This is a genomic window from Actinocatenispora thailandica, from assembly GCF_016865425.1.
GTDB lineage: Bacteria > Actinomycetota > Actinomycetes > Mycobacteriales > Micromonosporaceae > Actinocatenispora > Actinocatenispora thailandica.
Genome location: NZ_AP023355.1, coordinates 1,675,762 through 1,699,188, shown reverse-complemented (window position 1 = coordinate 1,699,188; position 23,427 = coordinate 1,675,762). Strand labels below are relative to the sequence as shown.

18 protein-coding genes are annotated in these 23,427 nt (G+C 73.6%); 5 read left to right on the top strand and 13 right to left on the bottom strand.

Annotation, left to right across the window (positions count from 1 at the left end; all coding sequences use genetic code 11):
• Window positions 1-11: 11 nt before the first annotated feature.
• Window positions 12-1,610: a GNAT family N-acetyltransferase gene (locus Athai_RS07395; protein WP_203960790.1), complete on the bottom strand. Its 1,599-nt coding sequence runs from the start codon at window positions 1,608-1,610 to the stop codon at window positions 12-14.
• Between the two features lie 78 nt (window positions 1,611-1,688).
• On the opposite strand from Athai_RS07395, the gene Athai_RS07390 reads away from it, so the two are divergent.
• Both Athai_RS07390 and Athai_RS07385 read left to right on the top strand, forming a co-directional pair.
• Window positions 1,689-4,403, top strand: a complete 2,715-nt coding sequence (locus Athai_RS07390) for an AfsR/SARP family transcriptional regulator (RefSeq protein WP_203960789.1) — start codon at window positions 1,689-1,691, stop codon at window positions 4,401-4,403.
• Window positions 4,358-4,597: a tetratricopeptide repeat protein gene (locus tag Athai_RS07385; protein ID WP_239156780.1), complete on the top strand. Its 240-nt coding sequence runs from the start codon at window positions 4,358-4,360 to the stop codon at window positions 4,595-4,597. Before Athai_RS07390 ends, Athai_RS07385 begins: the two co-directional genes overlap by 46 nt.
• A gap of 27 nt (window positions 4,598-4,624) precedes the next feature.
• Here the strand turns inward: Athai_RS07385 and Athai_RS07380 are convergent, their stop codons facing one another.
• The gene (locus Athai_RS07380) at window positions 4,625-6,034 is read right to left on the bottom strand and encodes an MFS transporter (RefSeq protein ID WP_203960788.1); all 1,410 of its coding nucleotides are present in this window, start codon (window positions 6,032-6,034) and stop codon (window positions 4,625-4,627) included.
• A gap of 100 nt (window positions 6,035-6,134) precedes the next feature.
• A complete protein-coding gene (locus Athai_RS07375; protein ID WP_203960787.1) occupies window positions 6,135-6,968 on the bottom strand; it encodes an oxidoreductase in 834 nt (277 codons plus the stop codon).
• A gap of 107 nt (window positions 6,969-7,075) precedes the next feature.
• Between Athai_RS07375 and Athai_RS07370 the strand changes: the two genes are divergently transcribed.
• Window positions 7,076-7,972 (top strand): LysR family transcriptional regulator, encoded by an 897-nt coding sequence (locus tag Athai_RS07370; RefSeq protein WP_203960786.1) that lies wholly within the window; start codon window positions 7,076-7,078, stop codon window positions 7,970-7,972.
• Between the two features lie 149 nt (window positions 7,973-8,121).
• Here Athai_RS07370 and Athai_RS07365 read toward each other — a convergent pair whose 3' ends face one another.
• The 9 genes from Athai_RS07365 to Athai_RS07325 form a co-directional block, all read right to left on the bottom strand.
• Window positions 8,122-9,399 carry a hypothetical protein gene (locus Athai_RS07365; protein ID WP_203960785.1) on the bottom strand — a complete coding sequence of 426 codons (1,278 nt, stop codon included), beginning with the start codon at window positions 9,397-9,399 and terminating at the stop codon, window positions 8,122-8,124.
• A gap of 1 nt (window position 9,400) precedes the next feature.
• Window positions 9,401-10,021, bottom strand: a complete 621-nt coding sequence (locus Athai_RS07360) for a hypothetical protein (RefSeq protein WP_203960784.1) — start codon at window positions 10,019-10,021, stop codon at window positions 9,401-9,403.
• A 53-nt stretch (window positions 10,022-10,074) separates the two neighbouring features.
• The gene (locus Athai_RS07355) at window positions 10,075-12,216 is read right to left on the bottom strand and encodes a hydantoinase/oxoprolinase family protein (RefSeq protein ID WP_203960783.1); all 2,142 of its coding nucleotides are present in this window, start codon (window positions 12,214-12,216) and stop codon (window positions 10,075-10,077) included.
• Window positions 12,217-12,257: 41 nt separating this feature from the next.
• Window positions 12,258-13,634 carry an FAD-dependent oxidoreductase gene (locus Athai_RS07350; RefSeq protein WP_239156779.1) on the bottom strand — a complete coding sequence of 459 codons (1,377 nt, stop codon included), beginning with the start codon at window positions 13,632-13,634 and terminating at the stop codon, window positions 12,258-12,260.
• A gap of 13 nt (window positions 13,635-13,647) precedes the next feature.
• Complete coding sequence (locus Athai_RS07345; RefSeq protein WP_203960782.1) at window positions 13,648-15,249, bottom strand: FAD-dependent oxidoreductase; 1,602 nt, start codon at window positions 15,247-15,249, stop codon at window positions 13,648-13,650.
• Between the two features lie 13 nt (window positions 15,250-15,262).
• Complete coding sequence (locus Athai_RS07340) at window positions 15,263-16,324, bottom strand: LacI family DNA-binding transcriptional regulator (protein ID WP_203960781.1); 1,062 nt, start codon at window positions 16,322-16,324, stop codon at window positions 15,263-15,265.
• Window positions 16,321-17,106 carry an SDR family NAD(P)-dependent oxidoreductase gene (locus Athai_RS07335; RefSeq protein ID WP_203960780.1) on the bottom strand — a complete coding sequence of 262 codons (786 nt, stop codon included), beginning with the start codon at window positions 17,104-17,106 and terminating at the stop codon, window positions 16,321-16,323. The genes Athai_RS07340 and Athai_RS07335 overlap by 4 nt, the downstream gene beginning before the upstream one ends.
• 133 nt (window positions 17,107-17,239) lie before the next feature.
• On the bottom strand, window positions 17,240-17,884 hold the full coding sequence (locus tag Athai_RS07330) for a response regulator (protein WP_203960779.1): 645 nt from the start codon (window positions 17,882-17,884) through the stop codon (window positions 17,240-17,242).
• Complete coding sequence (locus Athai_RS07325) at window positions 17,881-19,065, bottom strand: sensor histidine kinase (RefSeq protein WP_203960778.1); 1,185 nt, start codon at window positions 19,063-19,065, stop codon at window positions 17,881-17,883. The genes Athai_RS07330 and Athai_RS07325 overlap by 4 nt, the downstream gene beginning before the upstream one ends.
• A gap of 263 nt (window positions 19,066-19,328) precedes the next feature.
• Here Athai_RS07325 and Athai_RS07320 point away from each other — a divergent pair, with 263 nt between their 5' ends.
• Together Athai_RS07320 and Athai_RS07315 are read left to right on the top strand one after the other, a co-directional pair.
• Complete coding sequence (locus Athai_RS07320; RefSeq protein WP_203960777.1) at window positions 19,329-20,291, top strand: SDR family NAD(P)-dependent oxidoreductase; 963 nt, start codon at window positions 19,329-19,331, stop codon at window positions 20,289-20,291.
• Window positions 20,292-20,729: 438 nt separating this feature from the next.
• Window positions 20,730-22,139, top strand: a complete 1,410-nt coding sequence (locus Athai_RS07315; RefSeq protein WP_239156778.1) for a tannase/feruloyl esterase family alpha/beta hydrolase — start codon at window positions 20,730-20,732, stop codon at window positions 22,137-22,139.
• 261 nt (window positions 22,140-22,400) lie between these two features.
• Here the strand turns inward: Athai_RS07315 and Athai_RS07310 are convergent, their stop codons facing one another.
• Entirely contained in the window at window positions 22,401-23,321 is a 921-nt protein-coding gene (locus Athai_RS07310; protein WP_203960776.1) for an aminoglycoside phosphotransferase family protein, read from the bottom strand.
• Window positions 23,322-23,427 lie beyond the last annotated feature (106 nt).

Here is a 23,427-nt window from a genome sequence, read left to right as displayed (position 1 = left end):
TGCTGGCCGTGTCAGCTCGCGGGCAGGTCGAGCTGGAACTCGCGGGTGCGCCGGTACGGGCGGAAGCCCAGGTCGCGGTTGACGGCCAGCATGTGGACGTTGTCCTCGGCGTTGTCGGTCTCGATCTCGACGATGCCGGGATGCTCGGCGCGCAGCCGGCGCACCATCGCGGCCTTGAGCCACAACCCGAGCCGGTGACCCCGGTGGGCGGGTACGACAGCGGTGTCGTACTGCAGCGCCCGGCGGGTCTCCCCGGACGGCACGACGATCTCGGTGTAGCCGGCCAGCTCGCCCTTTCCGAGCGCGGCGACCGTCAGCAGCAGATCGCCACGGTCGGCCAGTACCGCCGCCATGGCTCGGACCCGCTCGGCGGTCCAGGTCTGGCTGCCGTAGTCCATCTCGCCGGTGGGCATGTCGTTCATCGCGTTCTTGGCGGCGGCGAACGCGCCGGCGTGTTCGTCCGGCACCGTCCCCTGCCACGACACGAGTTCGTAGCCGGGATGCTCGGCGTCGGCCTCGGCGTCGTCGGCCCGCGCGACGTCGAGCAGCAGGTGGTCCAGGGCCAGTACCTGCCGGAAATCACGGGCGAGGCAGAACGCGGCTCCCGGCCCGTCGGCAGGCGCAGCGGCGAGCAGGCTGCGGCGCCGCTCCGCCCGCGCCGCCGAGACGGCCGCGGCCAACAGCCGCGAGCCGACCCCGGACCGTCGCTGGGCCGGGTCGACGTGCAACTCCAGCTCGGCCAAGTGATCCTGTCCGGCCGAGCTGAACAGCCGCAGCGCGGCCACCCCGACCACCGCGTCGTCGGCCCCGGTGGCCAGCCAGAACAACCGGCGGCTGTCCAGCCCGGCGGCGGTGAGCTGGGCCCGGATCTGCTCGACCGTGGGCCGGGGGCCGGTGGGCAGGTCGGCGGCCAGCGATGCGGCCACGACCGCGTGCCAGGCAACGGCGTCCTCGGCCGAGACCTGTTGCTTGGTGGTGATGCCAGTCACGAGTGCTCCTTGCCTAGAAGGGTGGTGTTGTGCCGTGGTTTCGGCCGATCCGCGGTGCCGTGCCGCCGCGCCCGGCCGGTCCGTGTGCCGCACCAGCGGCCAGTCGACGTCGACCCTGCCGACCTTGGCCAGGTAGTTGGTGAACACGTTGACTGCCACCTGCGCGACGACCTCGACGATCCGCGCGTCGGACAGGCCGGCGTCACGGATCCGGGCCAGCTGATCGTCGGAGACCTCCCCTCTGCCACGGACCATCGCGGCGGCAAGCGCCAGCGCAGCGCCGGTGCCGGAATCGTCCGCGTCGCCCCATCTCGCCCGGGTGACCTCATCTCCCGACATCCCGGTCACCCTGGTGCCGAGGAACGAGTGGGCGGACAGGCAGTAGTCGCATCGGTTCTCCTGAGCGACCAACAGCGCGATGCGCTCGCGTACGTCCGGTGGCAGGTTCCCCGCCGCATCGAGCGCGCCGAGTACGGCGACGTACCCCTCCAGCACGGCGGGGCTGTTGGCCATCACCTTGGTCAGATTGGGGACGATCCCGAGGGCCCGGTGCGTGGCGGTCAACAGTCGTACGGCATCACCGGTGGCGGTCTCCGGATCGACGATCGGCAGTGGCGGCATGCCGGCAATGCTGCCCGCCAGCCTTGATAGATTCCCGATGCGTTCTCGATGTATGCGCTGGTGGACGGGGGTGACGGCATGCGGTTCGCGGTCCTCGGCCCGGTACTGGTGGTGGCCACCGGGCAGGAGCCGGAGCCGGCCCGGCTGGCGCCCCGGCACCGAGCGTTGCTCGGCTACCTGCTGCTGCATGCCGGCGTCGTGCTCAGCACGGATCGGCTGATCAACGCGATGTGGGGGCCGAAACCGCCAGATTCCGCCCGGGCGCAGATTCAGACCACCATCGCGGCGATCCGGCGGACGCTGCGCGAGCCCGGGGCCGACCGGATGCTGGCCACTCGTCCCGGCGGGTACGTGCTCACCCCGGCGCCCGGGCAACTCGACCTGGACGAATTCACCGACCTCGTCACGAGGGCACAGTCCGCCGTCGACGACCCGCGGCGCACCGTGGACCGGCTCCGGGCAGCGCTGAACCTGTGGCGGGGCGAGCCCTTCGCCGGTATCACCGGCCACTACGTCGACGGTGCCCGGGCACGGTTGGACGGGCAGCGGCTGCATGCGATCGAGCTGTTGGCCGACGCCGAACTGGCACTGGGCCACCACGACGGCATCATCGACGAGCTGCTCGGGCACCTGGCGGCCAACCCGACGCGAGAACGGCTGTGTCGAGCACTGATGCTCGCGCTGCACCGCGCCGGACGGCAACCGGACGCACTGCACGTGGCACGTAGCTTCCGGGCCACCCTGGCCGAGCAGCAGGGGCTGGACCCGGGCCACGCGTTCGGCGCGCTCGAACAGGCAATCCTGCGCGACGACCCCGATCTACGGGCGCCCGCCGCCGAGCCACCGCGACCGCGACCGCGACGGCGACCGCGACGGGTGAACTTCCTGCCCTACGACCTGCCGGACTTCACCGGGCGCGCCGACGAACTCGACGTGCTGGCCCGCCGGTGGACAGACAACAACGGTGCGGTCGTGACGATCGCGGCGATCGACGGGATGGCCGGAGCCGGCAAGACGGCGCTCGCGGTGCACGCGGGGCACCGTCTCGCGGACCACTTCCCCGACGGACAGCTGTTCCTCGACCTGCAAGCGCACACCGCCGGACAGACACCAGTGGACGTCGATGCCGCGCTTGGCGCCTTGCTGGGGCAACTCGGCATACCAGCGGATCAGCTCCCGGAGTCGGGGGCCGATCGCGCCGCACTGTGGCGATCCGAGCTGTCCGGCCGCCGGGTGCTGGCCGTGCTCGACAACGCCGTCGGTACCGATCAGGTACGGCCGCTGCTGCCTGGCACCTCCCGCGCCCTCATCATGGTCACCAGCCGCCGACGGCTGACCGACCTGGACGGCGCGCATGCACTGTCCGTCGACGTGCTACCCGCCGCGGACGCGGTGGAGCTGTTCACCTCGATCGTGGGCGAACGCGCGGCCACCGCACCGATCGCCGTACTCGATGTGTTGCAGTTGTGCGGCTTCCTGCCACTGGCGGTCCGCATCGCCGCCGCGCGCCTGCAGCACCGGCCCAGCTGGACCGTCCAGTACCTGGCCAGCCGGCTTCGCGACCAGCGCCGCCGGCTGGCCGAACTGGCCACCTCACAGCGAGGTGTCGCCGCCGCGTTCACCCTGTCGTACGAACAGCTGGATCCCGATCAGCAACGAATGTTCCGGCTGCTCGGGCTGCAGCCGGGCCGTGACCTCAGCCCTGCCGCGGCGGCCGCGCTCGCCGGCCTGCCGCTGGAACGGGCCGAGCTGCTGCTGGAGGAGTTGCTGGATGCGCACATGCTGGCACAGCATGAGCCCGGCCGCTACACCTTCCACGACCTGCTGCGCGAACATGCCCGGGCCACCGCCGCGGCGCAGGAACGCCCCGGCGCCCGGAAGGCGGCTCTCGACCGGCTGTTCGACCACTATCTCTACGTGGCAAGCGCGGCGGTCGACCTGCTCCACCCCGAATCCCGGAACCGTCGACCGCGCATCCCGGTACCCGAGCCGCCGGTCTCGGCCCCCCGGGACGAGGTCGCGGCTCTCGCCTGGCTGGATGCCGAACGCGCGAACCTGATGGCGGTCGGCCGACACGCCGCCGGGGACGACCGGTTCGGGTACGTCAGCGACCTGGCCGCCACCCTGCATCGATACCTGCTCGGCCACGCGCACCAGGACGACGCGCTGGTACTGCACGATCTGGCGCTGCGGGCGAGCCAGCGAAGCGGCACCACCGACGCCGAGGCACGCACGCTGCTCGATCTCGGCGAGGTGCACTACTGGTGGCACGGCGGATACGAGCAGGCGGCCGAGTACTACCGGCTCGCCCTGGACCTGGCGCGCGAGATCGGAGACCGGGGCATCGAGGCCCGCGCCCTGCATGATCTCGGCACCGCGCACAAGCGACAGCGGGAGTACGAGCGGGCCGGCGAGCACTATCGGCGGTCCATCGCGCTGTTTCGTGCCCTCGGCGACCGGGCCGGTGAAGCCAACTCCCTGACCGATCTCGGAATCGTCTACCAGCGGCAGGGGCGTCGCCAGGACGCGCACGACCACCATCGGCGGGCACTACGCAACTATCGCGGCACGGGTTCGCACATCGGCGAAACCATCGTGCAGAACAACCTCGGGTTGCTGTACCAGCGCGAAGGCCGCTACCACGACGCCCGCCGACATCACCGGGACGCGTTGCGGCTGTCCCGCTCCCACGGTTTCCGGGGGACGAAGCCGAGTCGCTCAACGGGCTGGCCGAGGCCGCCCGGTGGTTGGGCGACCTCGCCGGCGCCGTCGCCGACCACGACACGGCGCTGACGCTCGCCCGCGAGATCAGCTACCGCCCCGAGCAGGCCCGCGCGCACGACGGACTGGCCCGGGCCCACCGCGATCTCGGCCACCTCGACATCGCTCGTGACCATGCCCAGCAGGCGCTGGACCTGTACGCGACGCTCGACGTCCCCGAAGCGAACGAGATCCGAGCGTTGCTCGCCGACCTCGGCCAGCCGTGAGAACTCGGCACCGGCGGCGGGCGCCGGTCACGCTCGGCGGACCGGGGTGCCGCGCCGGGCGCGGGGCAACGACAGGGTGACGGCGGCGGTGAGCACGAGGCCGCCGGCGGCGACCAGCAGGCTCCAGCGCATCCCGGCGAGAAAGGTCTCCGCGCCAGCCAGCAGCGCCCCGAACACCGCCACCGCGATCGCGCCACCGACCTGGCGACCGGTGTTGAGCACGGCGGAGGCGGTGCCGGCCCGATCGGCGGGTACCGCGTCCAGCAACAGTGCGGTCAGCGCCGGTACGGTCAGCGCGCCGCCGAGGCCGACCGGCACCATCAGTGCCGCGACCGCCCACACGTCGGTGTGACCACCGACCGTGAGCAGCGCCAGCAGCCCCGCCGTCGAGACGAGTTGCCCGGCCACCATCGGTACCCGGGGGCCGAACCGCTCCGCCAGCCGGGCCGAGGCCAGGTTGACCACCGCGACCAGCGCGGTCATCGGGATGAACAGCAGGCCGGCGGCGAGCGCGGTCTGCCCGCGCTGCTGCTGCAGGTACAGGCTGAAGAGGAACACGCCGCCGTAGTAGGCGGCGTTGAGCATGAAGCCGATCACCAGCGACACCGCGACGACCCGCGAGCGGAACAGCGGTAACGGCAGCATCGGATGGTCGCCCCGGGCCTGCGTGACGAGGAACACGACCGCCGAGACCGCGGCGACCGTCAGCGACACCACCACGACCGGACGGCCGAACCCGATCGCGCCGCCCTCGATCACGCCGTAGGTCAGTGCACCCATCGCGGCCACCGCACTCAGCTGACCGGTCAGGTCGAGGCGTGCCGGCAGGCGTGGGGAAGTCGGTACCCGGGCGAGCAGCACGACCGCGACGGCGGCGGCGGGCAGGTTGGCGAAGAAGATCCATCGCCAGCCGACCGTCGCGGTGATCGCGCCGCCGAGCACCGGGCCGGCCGCCACCGCGACGGCACCGCCGACGGTCCAGACCGCGACAGCCCGCGCCCGCTTCGCCTGGTCGGGGTAGCCCTGCCGAACCAGCGCCAGCGACGCCGGCATCAGCACTGCCGCCGCGGCGCCCTGCACCAGACGCGCGCCGATCAGGACGACGAGGTCGGGTGCCAGGCCGCACGCCGCCGAGGCCACCGCGAACAGCACCAGCCCGGCACCGAACGCCCGGCGAGCGCCGATCCGATCGGACAGCGCACCCGCGGACAGCATCAGCGCGGCGAACACCAACGCGTACCCGTCGATCACCCACTGCAGCCCGGCCATGCCGCCGCCGACTGTCCGGCCGATGTCGGGCAGCGCGACCGTGACGATCAACGCGTCCAACGAGATCAGGAAGAACCCGAGCAGGGCAGCGACCAGTACCGCGGTCGAGCCGTGCCGCGCCCCGGCCCGCACCGGGCCGGGGGTACGGGACACCAGAAGCGATTTCATCAGGACTGACTCCGAACACGTTCCAGGGCGGGCGCGGTCGACGTCGACCGAGGGGGTGGGTCCGTCAGGTGTCGACGCCGGCCGGAGGGGCGGGTGTGCGTCAGGCGTCGACGTCGGTGGAGCGGGCGAGCCGCTCCCAGGCGCGAAGCTCGGTACCGGCTGCGTCGAGGTGCGCACCGATCGCGTCGGCGGCGTCGTTGCCGAGCGGCAGCCGCAGCGGCGGTTCGTCGGCGTCCAGCGCGATGAGTATTGCGGCCGCGGCCTTCGCTGGGTCGCCGGGCTCCTGGCCGCTGCCACCCGACAGGCCGGTACGAACCGGGCCCACGGTGTCCTGGTACGCCTCCAGCGCCGTGGCCTGGCGCAGCGCCGCCGGGCCAGCGAAGCCGGTGCGGAACGCGCCCGGCTCGACGATCAGTACCCGAATGCCGTGCGGGGCGACCTCGGCGGCCAGCGCCTCGGAGAGCCCTTCCAAGGCGAACTTGGTGGCGCAGTAGGCTCCGACGCCGGCGAAGGCGAACCGGCCACCCATGCTGGTCAGTTGCACGATGGCGCCCGAGCCGCGCCGCCGCATCTGCGGCAGTACCGCCCGGGTGAGCGCGGCCGGGCCGAAGAAGTGCAGGTCCATCAGGTCGCGCAGCTCGGTGTCGGTGGTCTCCTCGACCGCGCCGACCATGCCCCGCCCGGCGTTGTTGACCAGGACGTCGATCCGGCCGTGCCGGGCCGTCACGGCGTCGGCGGCGGCGTGAACGGCGGCGATGTCGGTGACGTCCAGCCGCAGCGCCTCGACCTGGTCCGGGTGGGCGGCAACCAGATCGTCCAGCGGCGCGGTACGGCGGGCGGCGGCGACCACGATGTCGCCGGCGGCCACCGCGGCCTCGGTGATCGCCCGGCCGAAGCCACTGCTCGCCCCGGTGACCAACCACACCCTGTTCATGTCCTGCTCCTCGTTGTCGATGGCCCGCGGGTTCCGGGCGGTCCTGGGTCCAACCCTGCCGGCGATACCGGCTTCCCGTCCAAGACCTGCCGTGATAACCAATGGCTATGGATGTGCACGGACGAGACCTGCGGTACTTCGCCGCGGTGGCCGAGGAATTGCACTTCACCCGCGCGGCCGAGCGGCTGTACGTCTCGCAGCCCGCGCTGAGCAAGCAGATCAGGATGCTGGAGAAGCAGCTCGGTGCGCCGCTGTTCGAGCGCGACCGGCGCGAAGTGCGGCTGACCGCGGCCGGCACCGCGCTCCTGCCGTACGCGCAGCGCATCCTCGCCGAGTGGGAGGGCGCCCGGGACGCGGTCGCCACCGCCGTCGCCGACCAGGCGGCCACGCTCGTGGTCGGGATGAGCACGAGTCCGGGCCGCGGCGGCGTGCTCCCCGCGATCCGCTCCCGGTTCACCGCCGCCCGACCCGACGCGAGCCTGCGGCTGCGCCACGTCGGTTGGCACGACCCGACCGGCGGGCTCGCCGACGGCAGCTGCGACGTGGCCTTCGTGTGGCTGCCGTTACCCGACCCGGACCGGTACCGATGGGTCGTCGTTGCCGAGGAACCACGACTGCTGGCGCTGCCCGACGACCATCCGCTCGCCGACGCCGAGCCCGTCGACTTCACCGACCTGGTCGACGAGCCGTTCCTGGCGCTGCCGGAGAGCGCCGGCCCGCTGCGCGACCACTGGCTCGCCACCGACGCCCGGGACGGCCGGCCGGCCCGGATCGGCGCCGAGGTCGCCGGTACCGAGGAGACCTACGAGGCGCTCGTCGCGGGGTTGGGCGTGGTGCTGGTCGCGGCCGGCAACGCGCCACTGGTCAGCCTCGGGGGCGTCGTCACCCTGACCGTGCGGGGCATCCCGCCGAGCTGCTTCGTGCTGGCCTGGCGCGCGGACGACCACCGCCCGCTGATCCGCGAGTACGTGCGGGCGGCCGAGCAGGCAACCCGGGCGCGCTGAGGCATCCTGGTACCGCTGGCGGGCCGGTCCCGGTCGACGTGAACATCCGGTCGGGCCCATCGGGCTGGCGCCACGGTCGGCCCAGGCACGGGACCGGCCGGCGCGAGCCCGGAGAGGCGTGTGCCGGCGGGTCGTCCGGGCCGAGGCGCTCAGAGGTAGAGGGCGGCGGTCAGGACGAGGCCGGCCACGCCCAGCATCCAGGTGTACGGGAGGGTGCGGACCAGCACGCGTTGCGGCCGCACCCCCGCGTACTCGGCGCTCCAGACGGTTTGCGTGCTGGTCGGGTCGGACACCCCGAGCACCTGGTTGTAGGACGACATCAGCCCGAGCACGCCCATCACCGGGTACACCCCGCCGGCGACGAGCACGCTGGCGATGCCGGCGCCGAGGCCGTAGATGTTGAACGGGCCGCGGTACAGGCACAGCGGGGTGAGCAGGCCGAAGACGAGCACGAACAGGATCGGGTTGTGCGGGCTGATCGCGGTGGCGACCGGCTTCAGCGCGTTCACCGCGCCGGGCAGTTGCACCGCGGTCAGCAGCATCCCGATCGCGATGAACAGCACCAGCGGCGGCGCCGCCACCTTGAACCCGTCGTACAGCGAGCGCAGCGCGCGGGGCGCCAGCTGGCTCGGCCGGGTCGTGGTGACGAGCGCGTAGACCACGCCGACCAGCAGCGACGGGATGATCGGCACGTCCAGGCCGAGCGCCAGCACGATCGGCACCAGCGGGGTGAGCAGCGAGTACCACCGCGCGTCGGCGGCGCGCCGGACGGCACCGGCCGGGCGGGCGGCGGTACGGACCGCCCAGCCGTGCTGCACACCGCGGCGCCGCGACTCGATCAGGATGAACCCGACGGCGAACACCACCACGATCGGGAACATGTAGAGCTGGAAGTGCCGGATCGTCGCGATCGGCAGCTTCAGCGCGGTCGACAGGTACTGCCAGGATGCCAGTTCGAACGGGATCCCGGCGGCGACCCCGAACACGATGGTGCCCGCGGCGGTCACCGGCGGTACGCCGACGGCGATCATCGCGGGGATCCCGATGATGCCGGCGAGCATCGCGGCGGGCGCCGAGCCGGTGACCGCGCCGCACAGGATGGACACCCCGAACAGTCCGAGCGCCACCACGTACGGTCGATCGCCGGCGAACTCGACGGTCTTGCGCACCAGGGTCGAGGCGATGCCCGTCTCCCCCATCAGTGAACCGAGCCACGCGCCGAGCAGGATCGCGATCATCGTCTGTGCCAGCAGTACCGCGCCGTCCTGCAGGACGACGGTGGTGACGCCCTTGTCGCCCATCAGCGGTGCGCCCGCCAGCAGGCCGATGACGAAGGCCATCAGGATCAGGGCGAATCCGGTGGGAATCTTGCGGGTCAGCATGAGCACCACGCCGACCGCCATCACGGCGAGGATCGCGACAACCATGTCAGTGCTCACTTCCGACGGGTGCCAACGGTGCGAGGTCGAGCTCGGCGGACAGTGCCGCGGTGATCAGCAGCGGGCTGACCGGCAGCCCGCAGGCGCGTCGCGCGAAGGCGTGCGCGACCAGTTCGTCGGCGCCCAGCACGTGACCGCGCAGCACGATCGGGCCGACCCGCAGCAGTACGTGGTCCAGCCGGTGCTTGAGCGCGGCGCCGTCCGCGCCGTGCAGCAGGTGGTGGACGGCCTCGTGGGCGAGCGCGGCGTCGCGCACGCAGCCGGCCGGGAACCAGGCGCGCCAGCCGCGCCGTTCGACCTCCGCGTCGGCCCGGGCAACGGCGTCGGTGAACACCCGTACCGCCGGCGGCCGGCCGCCGTAACGCGCGAGGGTCAGCTGGCCGGTGGTGACGCCACCGGGCTGTTCGGTCACCGGGAGCGCCAACGATGCGGCGATCTCGTCCACGGTCCGGCCCGCGTACCGCCGGGCGAGGCCGGCGCCGGTCTCCGCCGCGATGCCCGACCAGCGGCGCAGCAGCGGTTCCGGGCGCGCCTCGTGGGTGGGCAGCGCGGCGAGCAGGCGCGCACCGAGGACGACCTCGTCGGTCTCGACGGGCGGCCTCGCCGTCACGCCGGGGAGGCACCGCGGCGCGCGGTCCCGGCTACCCGCATCCCTCCGGCCGTTCATCGGCGCACCTCGGTGATCGAGACGAGCGGCTCGTCCGGGGTGCGGCCGTCCAGTTCGGCGCGGGCCAGCGCGAGCACCTGGCCCCGGGTGGTGACGCCGGCCAGGTCGACGATGCGCGGGCCGACCAGCAGCCGCATCGCGGGCAGCTGGGAGCCGCCGTCGCCGTAGGTGGTGTGCGTGGTGATCTGTTCGGTGAGCGTGGCGTCCGCGGCGCCGACGGTGGTCTGCGCGATCACCGCGTCCGGGCTCTGCAGCCGTACCACGCCGTCCCGGTCGACGACCCGGACCGGGCGGTGCGGCCGCACCCAGCGGCTCAGCGCACCGCCGCGGCGCACCTCGGCGCCGAACACGGCGTGAGTGGGTGTCTCGGCGAGCAGCCGTACCTCGGCCGGCGACCGGTCCAGGCTGTCCGCCGCGATCCGCTGCCGGTCCACCGTGTCGCCACCGGTACGGTCCGGGGCCCGCAGTTCGGTGGCGCCGGTGGCCACCGCGGTGATCGTGTTGGTCTGGGCGTCGACCGTGACGTCGACCTCGACGGTGGCAGGTGTCGCGCCCTGCGCGACGACGGCCCGCTCGGCCTCGGCCCGTACCGCGAGGACGTCCTGCTGGGACGGGTTCGGCACGATGCGCTCGACCGATTCGCGGACCAGGGCGAGCGCCACCCCGATCGGGCTGATCACCTCGTTGTGCGCGGCGATGCTCGCGGCCAACCCGGTCGCCGCGCCGAGGTGGGGGGTCACCGACGCCGCGCCGCCGCCACCGCCGACCAGCCGCAGCCCGCGCTTGTCCAGCCGGTAGGCGGCGATCAGCTCGTCGACCACCGCGCGGACCCGGCCGGTACCGGCGTCGAGCACCGCACGCGCCGCGTCCGGCACCGTGCCACCCAGCAGCGCGGCGAGCGGCGCGAAGGCCAGCCGCGCCGCGGCCGGATCGGCGTAGGCGTGGTCGCCCTCCGGTACCAGGTTCAGGATGTTGGCCGCGCAGGTCATCGTCAGGGCGAACCGGCCGCCGTCCGCATCCACCACGACGTAGTCGTCCGGGTCGCCGTCCATCGGCGCCACGGTCGCCAGCCGGGCACCGGCCAGCGCGGCCGGATCGGCGAAGCAGGCGTACTCCAGGCCGGCGATGTGCGCGCTGCGCGGCCCGACGTCGACCACCTTCCCGCTGCGCGCCCGGACCATCGAGCCGCCGCCGACCCCGACCGTCCGCACGTCCAGCGAGGACAGGTACGTGTCGTGGCCGCCGACCTTGGCGTGCCGGACCACGACGCTGCCGCGGCGGATCACGCTGATGTCGGTGGAGGTGCCGCCGGTCTCCAGGAAGATGCCCTCGCTGACCTTCTCGGCCATCAGCGCGCCGGCCACCCCGGCGGCCGGCCCGGACAGTACGGTCAGCAGCGGCCGGCGGCGCATCTCGTCCAGCGACATCACGCCGCCGTCGCAGCGCATCACCATCAGCGGGGCGCTGATCCCGGCGTCGGTGATGCTGCGCTCGACCAGGTCGGCGGTGTCCAGCATCCGGGGCAGGATGCTCGCGTTCACCACCGCGGTGCGGGCGCGCTTGCGCAGCCCGTACAGCTTGGTGATCTCGTGGGTGGTGGTGGCCAGCAGGTCCCGCTTGCGTGCCGACTCCGCGACCGCGTTCTCGCCGGTGGCGTCGTCGACGCTGAACGCCTGGACGCCGACCACCACCTCGGCGCCGGCACCGCGCACGGTCTCGACGGCGGCGTCGGCGTCGGCGGGTTCGGTGGCGACCGGCACGTGCGCGTACCGCACCGCCAGCCGCTTGCCGGGGGCGAGTTCGATGCGGCCCAGCGAGTGCAGCCGCCGGGTCAGCAGCCCTTCCAGGCCGCGCCCGACGCCGACCAGCCCGACCGTGGCGACGTCGCCCTCCAGCAGCGCGTTCGTCGCCTGCGTCGTACCGTGTGCGAGGAACCCGACGTCGCCGGCGGTGGCGCCGATGCTGTCGAGCAGCTCGCGCAGGGCGTCGATGATGCCCCGGGCCACGCCGTCGGCGTGCCGGTGGGTGGTGCGCACCTTGACCTGACCGAGAAGTTCCAGGGTCCGCGCGTCGAGCGCGACCGCGTCGGTGAACGTGCCGCCGACGTCGATGCCGACCCTGATGCGGGATGCGGTCATCCGACGTCTCCTTCCCTCCGATGTGGACAGTGTTGGTCGGCTCAGCCGACCGGAACGCCGAGGTAGGCACCCGCCTCCAGCAGGGCCCGTTGCAGCTCCGGTACGGACAGCGCGCGGGGTGGCACGCCGTCCCGGACGGCCAGCGCGGCGGCGGTGCCGGCGGCCTCCCCCATCGCGAACGCCGGTGGCATCACCCGGATCGCGGCCAGCGCCTCGTGGCTCGTCGACACGCACCGGCCGGCGACCAACAGCCCGTCCACGCCGCGCGGGACGAGGCTGCGGTACGGGATCTCGTACACGTTCGCGGTGCCGGCCGACTCGTCGACACCCCCGCCGGACCCCGTCGGGTCGTGGATGTCCACCGGGTACCCGCAGAGCGCGACGACGTCGTCGAAGTGCCGGGCGCTCTGCAGGTCGGCCAGGGTCAGCCGGTACTCGCCGACGATCCGGCGGCTCTCCCGCACCCCGACGGTGGTGGCCGTGTCGAGCAACTCGCAGCGCTCGAAGCCGGGCAGGTCCGCGCGAAAGAACTCGACCAGCCGCAGCACCTGCTCGCGGCCCTCGATCTCGGCGGCGGTCAGGTCGGCGACGTCGGTGCCGTCCCGGTGCAGCACCCGGCTGGTGTTGATCCGCCAGACACCCGGCCGCAGCGTCCGGTACATCCCGACGCCGCGTCGCGGGGCCGGGAACCGCCCCTCGCTGCGGGCCCGCGCCACGACCGACTCGTACGGCCGGCGGTCCTCCGGGTGCGACCGCACGTACCGCTCGACCGCCTCGTCGTCCACGCCGGCGACCCGGAAGAACACCGTCATCGGCTGCGCCAGCCCGTCGGTGTCGCGGCCGAACTCGGTCGGTACGCCGGCGGCGGCAGCCACGTCGCCGTCGGCGGAACAGTCCACCGTGACCCGGGCGGGCAGCAGCGCCAGGCCGCTCTTGCTCGCCGCGACCACCCCGGTCACCCGGCCGTCGCGGACCACCGTGTCGGCCACGAAACTGTGCAGTCGCAGCAGAACGCCGGCCTCCCGGCACAGCTGGAGCGCGACCGCCTTCGCCGCCTCGGGCTCGAACGGCGTCACCTTGTCGTGCCCGTACTCGATGAACCCGGAGTACGCGTCGCCGGCGCGGGTGCGCGACGGGTGCAGCGCCCCGCCGGCGGCCTCCATCCGGCGGACGAACTCGTCGAACACGCCGCGAATCAGCTGCTCGCGCCCGTCCAGCGAGTACGAGGTCATGCAGGGGCCGACGAGCCCGGCGGTCAGGTTGCCGCCGAGGAAGCCGTAGCGCTCCACCAGGCGGGTGCGCGCGCCGGTGCGGGCCGCCGCGACCGCCGCCGCCACGCCGGCCGGCCCACCGCCGACGACCTGGACGTCGACCTCGTCCTCGACCGGGATCTCGGTGCTGTAGCGCAGTGTCGTCACGTGTGCCTCCCGCTCAGTAGCCGCGTACGTCCGGCCAGTGCCGCTCGACGCCGGCGGCGTCCAGCACCCGGCCGAAGTCCTCCAGCAGCGCACCGTCGCCCTGCACCTGGTGCGGGGTCACCCCGCCACGCAGGCAGAACGCCGCGAGCTCGCCCGCCACCTCGCCGACGTTCCACTCCACCGGATGCAGCCGGTAACAGCCGTTGGAGATGTGCGTGGTGCCGATGTTCTTGCCGGCCGCGACGAGGTTGGTCTCCCGCCGGGGCAGCAGCGCGCCGAGCGGGATCTCGAACGGCACGCTCGCGATGTCGACGTAGTTGTGGCCGCCGGTCGACGGGTGCAGGTCGATGCGGTAGCTGCCGATGCCCACCGAATCGGCGTACCGGGTGCCGCCGTACGGGCCGACCACGTCGAGCGCCACGTCGTTCTCGGTGACCGTGGTGCGCGCCCGGATGCGCCGCGCCTCCCGTACGTACGCCGACTTCGCCAGCCCGTCCTCGGTGCCGACCACGTCACGGCGCAGCCGCAGCCCCGGGTACCCGGTGCCGCCGTCGGGTCGCGGCGCCTCGGTCTGCAGCCAGTACAGCACCGACAACGACAGCTGCTTCGCCTCGGCGAGGGCCGCCTCGGCGTCGTCGCCGAGCGGGGACTTGAGCCAGTAGTCGTTGAGCGGCCAGTTGACCAGGGTGATGTCGGAGTCGAAGCTGCCGGGCAGGTGCAGTCCCCGGGCCAGGATCCGCCGGAACATCCACAGCTCGCGGTCGCCGGCGTTGGCACTCTGGTCGGCGAGTACCGCCAGCGGGTCGCCGTCCGGGTTCGGCAGGAAGGTACGCTCGACCGGCTCCAGCGTCCGCGGGTCCGGCGCGGTGAAGCCCAGCAGCGGACCCGGCCAGAACTCCGGCGTGTACGACCGCCAGAAGTCGTAGCTCGCCGGACGGTCGATCACGTGGTGCTCGCCGGCATGGTGCGACACCGCGAAGCAGTACGTGATGCCCTGCATCGTGTCCGGCTGCGCCCGGTCCGGTGCGTGCGGCTCGCCGTGCTCGGCCTGCGACTCGGCGCCGGTCACGTGCTCGATGCCGGCCAGCGCCAGCAGATCGCCCAGTTCGCTGGCGTCCAGCACGTACCGCGCCGAGACCGCGATCCGCTGCCCGGCGGCGTCCTCCAGCGTCACGCCGGTGATCGCACCGCCGTCGGTCCCGGCGCCGACCGGGCGATGCCGCAGCAGCACCACCAGCCGGCCGGACGACCGGTACGGCGCCAGCATCGCCTCGATCACCGCGAGCGCCACCCGGGGCTCGTGGCACAGCTTGCTGACCCGGCCGGCGCCCGGGTTCAGCCCGGCCCAGGACCGCGCCGGGGCGCGCAACGGGTACCAGGTGCGGTAGTGGTCCCGGATGCCCTCGCGCAGCCGGCGGTACCGCGCGGTCGCGCCGAACTGCTCGATCCACGGATGCTCGTCCGGCGGTACCGCCTGCGCGGTGAGCTGCCCGCCCAGCCAGTCGGTCGGTTCGGTGAGCACGACCCGCTGGCCGGCGGCGCAGGCCGCGAGCGCCGCCGCGACACCGCCGAGCCCGCCGCCCACGACGAGGACATCCGTTTCCTGGTCGGGCATCTGGCCCCTTCCCTCAGTGTGTTCCGGTCGCGGGCGGCGCCCCGACGGTCTCGCCCGCCAACGGCTGGCAGCCGAGGATCCGGCGGATCCGCACGTCCGGTTCACCGGCGATCAGCCCGGTGAGCATCCGTACCGCGGCGCGACCCATCTCCCGCCGCGGGATCGCGAAGCCGCTCAACGCCGGCAGCCCGGGAGACCGGCCCACCCGGTCGCCCAGCAGCGCCAGCGAGAAGTCGTCCGGGCAGCGCAGCCCGGCGGCACGCGCCGCCGACTCGACCGCGGTGACGGCGAGGTCGGTGTCGGTCTCCTCGGCCACGATCGCGGTCACCCCGCCGGACAGCCAGGAGCGCAGCCGCACCGCGTCCACGTCGGCGCCGTCGGTGCGCACCACCTCGGCCCGCATCCCGGTGCCGGCGACCGCCGACCGCAGGCCGGCCTCCCGGTCGGCGGACGCGGGCGCGTCGTCCTTCTCCCGCACGTACGCCAGGTGCCGGTGGCCGAGCTCGGCCAGCCGGCGCACCACGTCGGCCGAGGCGGACACGTAGTCGGCCCCCACGTACGGCAGGCGCTCCCCCAGCTCGTCGTGCCGGCCGATGTAGACCAGCGGGTAGCCGTCGTCGAGGAACCGGCTCATCGCCTGCTCCGGTACGTGCCGGCCGAGGAACAGGCAGCCGTCCGCCAGCCGCACCCGGTTGAGTACCTCGCTCGCGCCGGCCTCGGTCGAGCTGGACGAGGTGAACAGCAGCAGGTCGTAGCCCTGCGCCGCGGCCTCCTCCTCGACGCCCACCAGGAACGGGTAGTACGAGTGCTGCACGTCGGTGGGGAACGTCGCGGTGAACGTGTACAGCCCGAGCAGGTTGTTGGTCCGTCGGGACAGCCGGCGCGCGATCGGGTCCGGGACGTAGCCGAGCGAGCGGGCCGCGTCCAGCACCCGCTGCCGGGTCTCGCCCGACAGCGCGACGCCGGCCTTGTTCCCGCCCAGTACCAGCGAGACCGTCGGCTGGGACACCCCGGCCAGCCGGGCGATGTCGGCCTGCGTCGGCCGGCTCGGCCGGCGCTCCTCCCGGCGGCTCACCGCAGCATCGACCCCCCGTCGACGTCCAGCGCGGTGCCGTAGACGAACGGCGCGGCGGGCGACGACAGGAACAGGATCGCGGCGGCCATGTCGTCCGGCCGACCCATCCGGCCCATCGGCAACCCGGCGGCGATCCGCTGCTTCAGCTCGTCCGGCACGCCGTCGTGCAGCGGCGTGTCGGTCGGCCCCGGCACCAGCGCGTTGATCCGCACGCCGCGGCCGGCGAACTCCCGCGCCACCGACTTGACCAGCGACAGCACGCCGGCCTTGCTCGCCGCGTACGCCGCGTCGGCGATCAGCCCACCGCCACCGCGGAACCCCGCGTCGGAGGCGACCGCGACGATGGTCCCGCTGCCGCGGGCGACCATCTGCGCCAGCGCGGCCCGTACCACCGAGAAGGTGCCGACGAGGTTGACGTCGAGCACCCGGTGCCAGTGTTCGGCGTCCTGTTCCAGCAGCGGCCTGGCGGTGATCACCGCGGCGGCGTGCACCAGGTGGTCGACCGGCCCGTACCGCTCGGCGATCTCGGCGAAGACCTCGGCGACCCGGGCGGCGTCGGTGATGTCGACCGGCATCGCGACCGCGCCGGGCAGCGCCGCGGCGGAGCGCTCCAGCAGCGGCGCGTTCCGGTCGAGCAGGACCACCCGGGCGCCGTGTTCGTGCAGTGCCGTCGCGGTCTCCAGCCCGATCCCGCCGGCGGCGCCGGTCACCACCGCGACGCGGTCGCGAAACCCGGACCCGAGCGCACCCCACACCGCCGCACCGTCGCTGTCCGATGCCATCAGATCCCCTTACTAATACGGATTAGCGGGAACCATAGGATGCTCCTCGGGCAGTGTCAAGGCCGGCCCACTCGCCGGATCCCGGCAACCGCCGGTAACCGCCACCGGGCGGCACGAACCTCCGGGCGGCGGCTCAGCTCGCTCCGATGCCGTGGCGAGCCGCGAGCACGGCGAGGCTGATCCGACTCGTGGTACCCGTCTTCGCCATCAAGCTGGCCACGTGCGTCTTGACCGTGGTGACGCCGATGTGCAGGGAAGCGGCGATCTCCGCGTTCGCCGCCCCGTCGACGACCAGCGTCAACACCTCGCGTTGCCGAACCGTCAGCTCGGGCAGCGGGTACGCGGTGTCGGTGCTGCGCCGCTCCAGGGCAGCGGCGACGATCCGCCGCAGGACGCCGGAGCTGAAGGGCGACTCGCCCTCCGCGGCCCGGCGGACCGCGTCGAGGAGGTCGGCGGGTGCGAGGTCCTTGGCCAGGAACCCGCAGGCACCGGCGGCGAGCGCCGGGTACAGATGGTCGTCGTCGTCGAACGTGGTTAGTACCACGATCCGGGTCGCGGGACGCGATCGCAGGATGCGTTCGGCGGCACCGATCCCATCCAACACCGGCATCCGCAGATCCATCAGCACCACGTCGGGTCGTTCCCGCTGGGCGAGCCGCGCCGCGTCGAGGCCGTTGGTTGCCTCGGCGACCACCGCGATGTCGGGCGCGGTCTCGCACAGCATGCGCAGGCCGGCACGAACGATCTGCTGATCGTCGGCGAGCAGGACACGGATCATGTCACCGACGCTACCGCCCGGCCGCCGGGAGGCAGCCGAGCGGCCAGCAGCCAGCCGGCGCCGTCCGGGCCGGCGGTGAGGCTCCCACCGGCCAGTTCGATACGCTCCCGGAGCCCGATCAGCCCCTGTCCGCCACCGGGCCCGGCGACGGCGGGAGCATTCGCGCCGAAGTCACGGATCGACACGGAGGCCGTGCCGCCGCGGAGCCGGACCTCGAGCGCGACGCGGGCGGCGGGCCCGGCATGTCGGGCCGCGTTGGCGAGGCCCTCCTGCACCATCCGCAGTACCGCGATCCTGCGCACCGGGTCCAGCGCCCGGACCTCGTCGTCGACCCGAGCCTCGACGACGAGGCCGGTCGCGTTCGCGGTCGCCACGGCCTGCCCGATGGCGGAAGGCAACTCGCCGGCAGCCAGCAACAGCGGGCCCGGATCCTGGTGCGCCAACGTCGGATCACGCAGCACCACCAGCAGCGCCCGCAGGTCGGCGAGGGCGCTGCTGGCCGAGGCGTACACATCGTCGAGTACCGCCGCCAGGCGCGGGTCGCGATCCGGCATCGCGTGTCGGGCCGCACCGACGCGGATGAGCATCGAGGACACGTGATGAGCCACCAGATCGTGCAGCTCCCGCGCGATGGCGGCCCGTTCCGCCCGCCGTACGGCGTGTTCGGCGAGAACCCGCTGGCGCTCGGCGTCGGCGGCCCGGTCCGCGGCGTCCGCGGCACGGCGGACGGCAGTCTTCAGGACCGCACCGATCAACACCGGAGTGGCCACCACCGCGGCGATACGGTACAGCCAGCCGAGGGCCCCGTCCGGGAAGGTCTGCGCGGCATGGGTGGCATAGGCCGCGGCGACCGCGAGAGCGCCGACGGATGTGAGGGCAGCCGATCGGCGGGCGGCCAGTTCGAACAGGGCCAGGCTGGCCATGATCTTCAAGCCGACGGCGGTGCCGGGATCGGCGTACTCGGCGACGATCAGCAGCGCCGCCTGCAGCACCGTGGCGGGCAACGGCCACCGTCCGCCGCCCAGCGCGGCCACGATCGAGCCGGCGATCACCAGCCAGTCGATGATCGACGGCGCGTCCCCGGGCCGGGCCACCAGCACCAGGTACGCCACCGCGACCGGGACGAACAACAGCCGCGCCGGGCTCGACGGCCGAGTCATCGCGTCCAGCATGGTTTCCATCCCCGCAGGCTAGATGGACGTTCCATCGCCGCAGGCTAGATGGACATCGAGCGGTTGGGCTCCTCCCACGGGAGGAGCCCGCCTCCTGCCGGCGGTCGCCGGACCGGCTCGGCGACGGAGGCGTCCGGGCAGCTGGCCCGGGAGGCTGGGGGACGTTCGACTCTCCCGGCGCTCTACTGCCGCCTCGCCCGGCGAACCGGCCCGACGCGGAGCCGTCGACGATCGCCGCCCCGGCGATGCCGTCCCGATCTCAGGAGGTAAACATGACCGACGAGCCGGAAACCACCGAGGACCACGGCGCCCGAACGCCACGCCGCTACTCGCGACGACGGGTGCTGGGCACGGCCGGCGGCGCCGCCGCCGTCGCCGCCGTCGCCTTCGCCGGTGGGGTGGCCCTGGTGCAGGGGGCCGGCGCCACCCCGACGCTCCAGCCCGGGCAGCGCCGCCGGTTCGTCGGCAAGGTCGTCCTGATCACCGGCGCGACCTCGGGCATCGGCCGGGCCGCGGCGATCCGGTTCGCCGCCGAAGGCGGCAAGGTCGCGTTCTGCGGCCGCCGCCGCAACCTGGGTCGGGCGGTGCAGGAGGAGATCCGTGCCGCCGGTCACGAGGCGACCTACATCCATGCCGACGTGCGCGACGAGCACAGCGTCCGGGCGTTCGTCGACGCCGCGGTGCGCAGGTACGGCGGGCTCGACGTGTGCTTCAACAACGCCGGAATCACCATCCAGAAACCGCTGCACGAGTACACCGCGGCGCAGTGGGACGACGTGCTCGGCACCGACCTGCGGGGCAACTTCCTCGCCCTCAAGTACGAGATCCCGCACCTGATCGATCGCGGTGCTGGGGTGGTGGTGGTGACCTCGTCGTCGAACGCGCTGACCACCACCGGCGGCAAGGCCGCCTACACCGCGGCCAAGTGCGGCATCCTGGGGCTGGTCGACTGCGCCGCGTTCGACTACGCGCGGCACAACATCCGGGTCAACGCGCTGGTGCCCGGCACGACCGACACCGATCTGGTACGTAGGGCCGCCGGCACCGAAGGTCTCCCCGATCCGGTCTGGGAGACCATGGCACGCATCTACGGCAAGTCCAACGTCCCGGCGATGCGACGGATGGCGAGCCCCGACGAGATCGCGCTCGGGGCCCTCGCGTTGGCCTGCGACGACTTCCCGTACATGACCGCCTCCCGGATGGTGCTCGACGGCGGCGTCAGCGCCTACTCGTGATCGTCCGGCCCGACGAGTGAGGTGGCGGCAGCCGGGACCGCCCCGGCCGCCGGGCGAGGTGGCTGCGACGCCGGAACCGCCGCAGCCCACCGGGCGAGGTGGCTGCGGCGCCGGGACCGCCGCAGCCCACCGGGCGGTCCGGGAGGACCGGCCGGGGCCGATGCCGGCATGCTGCGCAACGTGCTGGCCGCGCCGAGCCACCACCCGCCCGGACGCCGGGCGCGACAGGGACGTCCCCGCAGTGTGCTCGCGCCACACCGGTACTGCCACGACTGTGGCTCGCGCGCACATCGGCTCGCGCCCGCCGCGGCCCTAGCGTGAGGCGGCGAGGCAGCGCGAATCGTTCGCCGTCCTCTCCCGAACGGCCGGCACGATCGGCCCGCGGACGCACGCGTCGGGCCGCGACAGCCGGATTCCCCAGCGCGAGGAGGGTACGACATGACAACCGGCAACTCGGCACCCACCATGCCGCCCGGACGCGGACGCGGCGCGTGGCGGTGCCGCACCCGGCGGGGCCTGGCCACCGGGGCGGCCGTTCTGGTCGCCGCCGTACTCGCCGCACCGGTGCCGGCCGGTGCCGCCGAGCACTGCCCCGGCGCCGACCGCGCCCGGGTACCCGGCGCGCAGTATCAGATCAGCGCCTGCCTGCCGGACCTCACCACCGCCGGCACGGTGGCCAGCGGGCACACCGACCCCGCCGACTACGCGGGCCTGGCCGCCACCGGTACCCGCAACCCGTCCGGGGTACCCGGCCTCCAGATCGACGGGTACTTCCCGGACAGCTCGACGACCAACACCGAACACGGCTGGGAACACGACGCGCAGTTCGTGCTCCGGCTGCCCGACCGCTGGAACGGCGGGCTGGTGGTCACCGGCGCGCCGGGCAACCGGCACCAGTACTCGCTGGACGACACGATCTCCGACTGGGCGCTGGCCGCCGGGTACGCCTACGCCGCCACCGACAAGGGCAACACCGGCGCCGACTTCTGGCGCGACGGCCGGCGGCCCGGCGACGCCATCGCCGAGTGGAACCGCCGGGTCACCCAGCTCACCGTCGCGGCAAAGGCGACCCTGGTGGCGCACTACCGGCAGCCGGTGCGGCGCACCCTGATGACCGGGCTGTCCAACGGCGGCTACCTGACCCGCTGGCAGCTGGAGAACCACCCACAGCTCTACGACGCCGGCATCGACTGGGAGGGCACGCTGCTGCGCGCCGACGGCCCGAACCTGCTCACCTACCTGCCGACCGCGCTGCGCGCCTACCCCGGGTACGCGAGCACCGCCGATCCCGCCGCACACCGGGCGATGCTGCGCGCCGGCTTCGCGCCGGGCTCGGAGTTCCTGTGGCCGTTCCACTACCAGTACTACTGGGACCTGACCCAGCGCGTCTACCGCGCCGAGTTCGACCCCGGCTACAGCCCGGACGACCCGGCCGGTACGCCGTTCTGCACGTCCGGCACGCCGCACTGCGACGCCGACTACGACTACGCCAGCCGGCCCGCGTCGGTGCACCGCGCGATGCGGCGGGTGCAGTTGACCGGCCGGATCGGCAAGCCGCTGATCACCCTGCAGGGCACCCTGGACTCGCTGCTGCCGATCGCCACCGACTCCGACGAGTACGCCCGGCTGGTCGCCGCGCACGGCCGCGGCCAGCTGTACCGGTACTACCGGATCGCCGACGGCAACCACGTCGACGGCCTGTACGACAGCTTCCCGCAGCGGTTGCGGCCGATCCTGCCCTGCTACCGGGCCGCGTTCAGCGCCATGACACGGTGGCTGGACGACCACGTCGACACCCCGCCGCCCAGCGGTACCGTCCCCGGCCGCCGAGCGGCACCGACGTGGTGAACACCTGTTCGCTGGCCGGGTGAGCCGGCCAGCGCGCCGGCCGCGCGTGGGGCCCCTCCGGGGGCCGGCCGGGCCGGCTCCGCTCGGGGTACCGGCCGACCGGCCGGCGCGGTGCGATGGGTACGAACACCCTGCCACGAAGTCACTGGGGTGTTCGGGCCGCGGCGGCGGTCCGATGGCGGTGCTCGACCGCCAGCCACAGTCCATAGTGGACACCGGACGGGCCGGCGCCGGAACGTGCACCGGCTCCGATCGCGAGGCTCACCTCGGTCTCCGGCCAGCCGCACGATCGCGCAGCACCCGGTCGAGCGCCGCACGTCCGGCCGGACCCCACGCCGGCTTGCCGCCGGGCAGTCCGCGGTCCCCGTTCTGGCCCATCAGCATCAGGAACAGGCTCTTGAGCACCGCCAGGCCGCGGGCGCGGCGGATCGTCGCAGCGTCGGCCTCCCGGTACCCGGCGAAGAAGCGGGCGGCGGCGCCGGCCGGCAGCAGTACCCAGGCGGCAGCCAGGTCCGCTGCCGGGTCACCGGCGCACAGCTCACCGAAGTCGATGACGCCCGCCAGCGTCCCGTCCGCCACGACGACGTTCGCCGGATGCAGGTCGCCGTGCACCCACACCGGCGGACGCTGCCATCCGGGGGCCGCGACGGCGTCGTCCCAGACGGCTCGTGCCTCGGCGGCGTCGGTACCGATCGCGTCGGCCTCGACGGCGTCGAGGAAGCCGTCGAAACCGTCCGTGCAGTCCCGGGGATGCGCGCCGCGGCCGGCCGGCGCGTCCGCCGGGGCCGGCACGTGCAGCGCCCGCAGGAACGCCGCCAGCGTGTCGGCCGCCTGCCCACCGCGGGTGATCGACCCGCGGTCCAGCGGCACGCCCGGCACCCAGGTCACGACCGTCCACAGCTTGGCGAAACGCTCGGTGGGCGCGCCACTGCGTACCGGGACGGGAACGGGCAGCGGCAGGCACGGAGCGAGCACCGGCAGCCACCGGCGCTCCGCGAGCTGGTGACCGGGATCGGTGTCCATCCGCTGGATGCGCACCGCCAGCTCGTCCCCGAGACGCCACATCTGGTTGCCCCAGCCGCCGGCCACCTCGCGCAGCGGCAACTCGGCCAGATCCGGATGCTGGGCACGCAGCAGCTGCCGCACCAGACCCGCGGTGACCTCGGTCGCCCTCTCGGTCATGGGCGGCAACGATACCGGCTTCCGGCCACGCCGACGCCTCCGACCGGCCCGGCGTCCCTCCCGCCGCGGCGCGGCACCCCGGCACCCGCGCGCCGCGGCGCCGCAC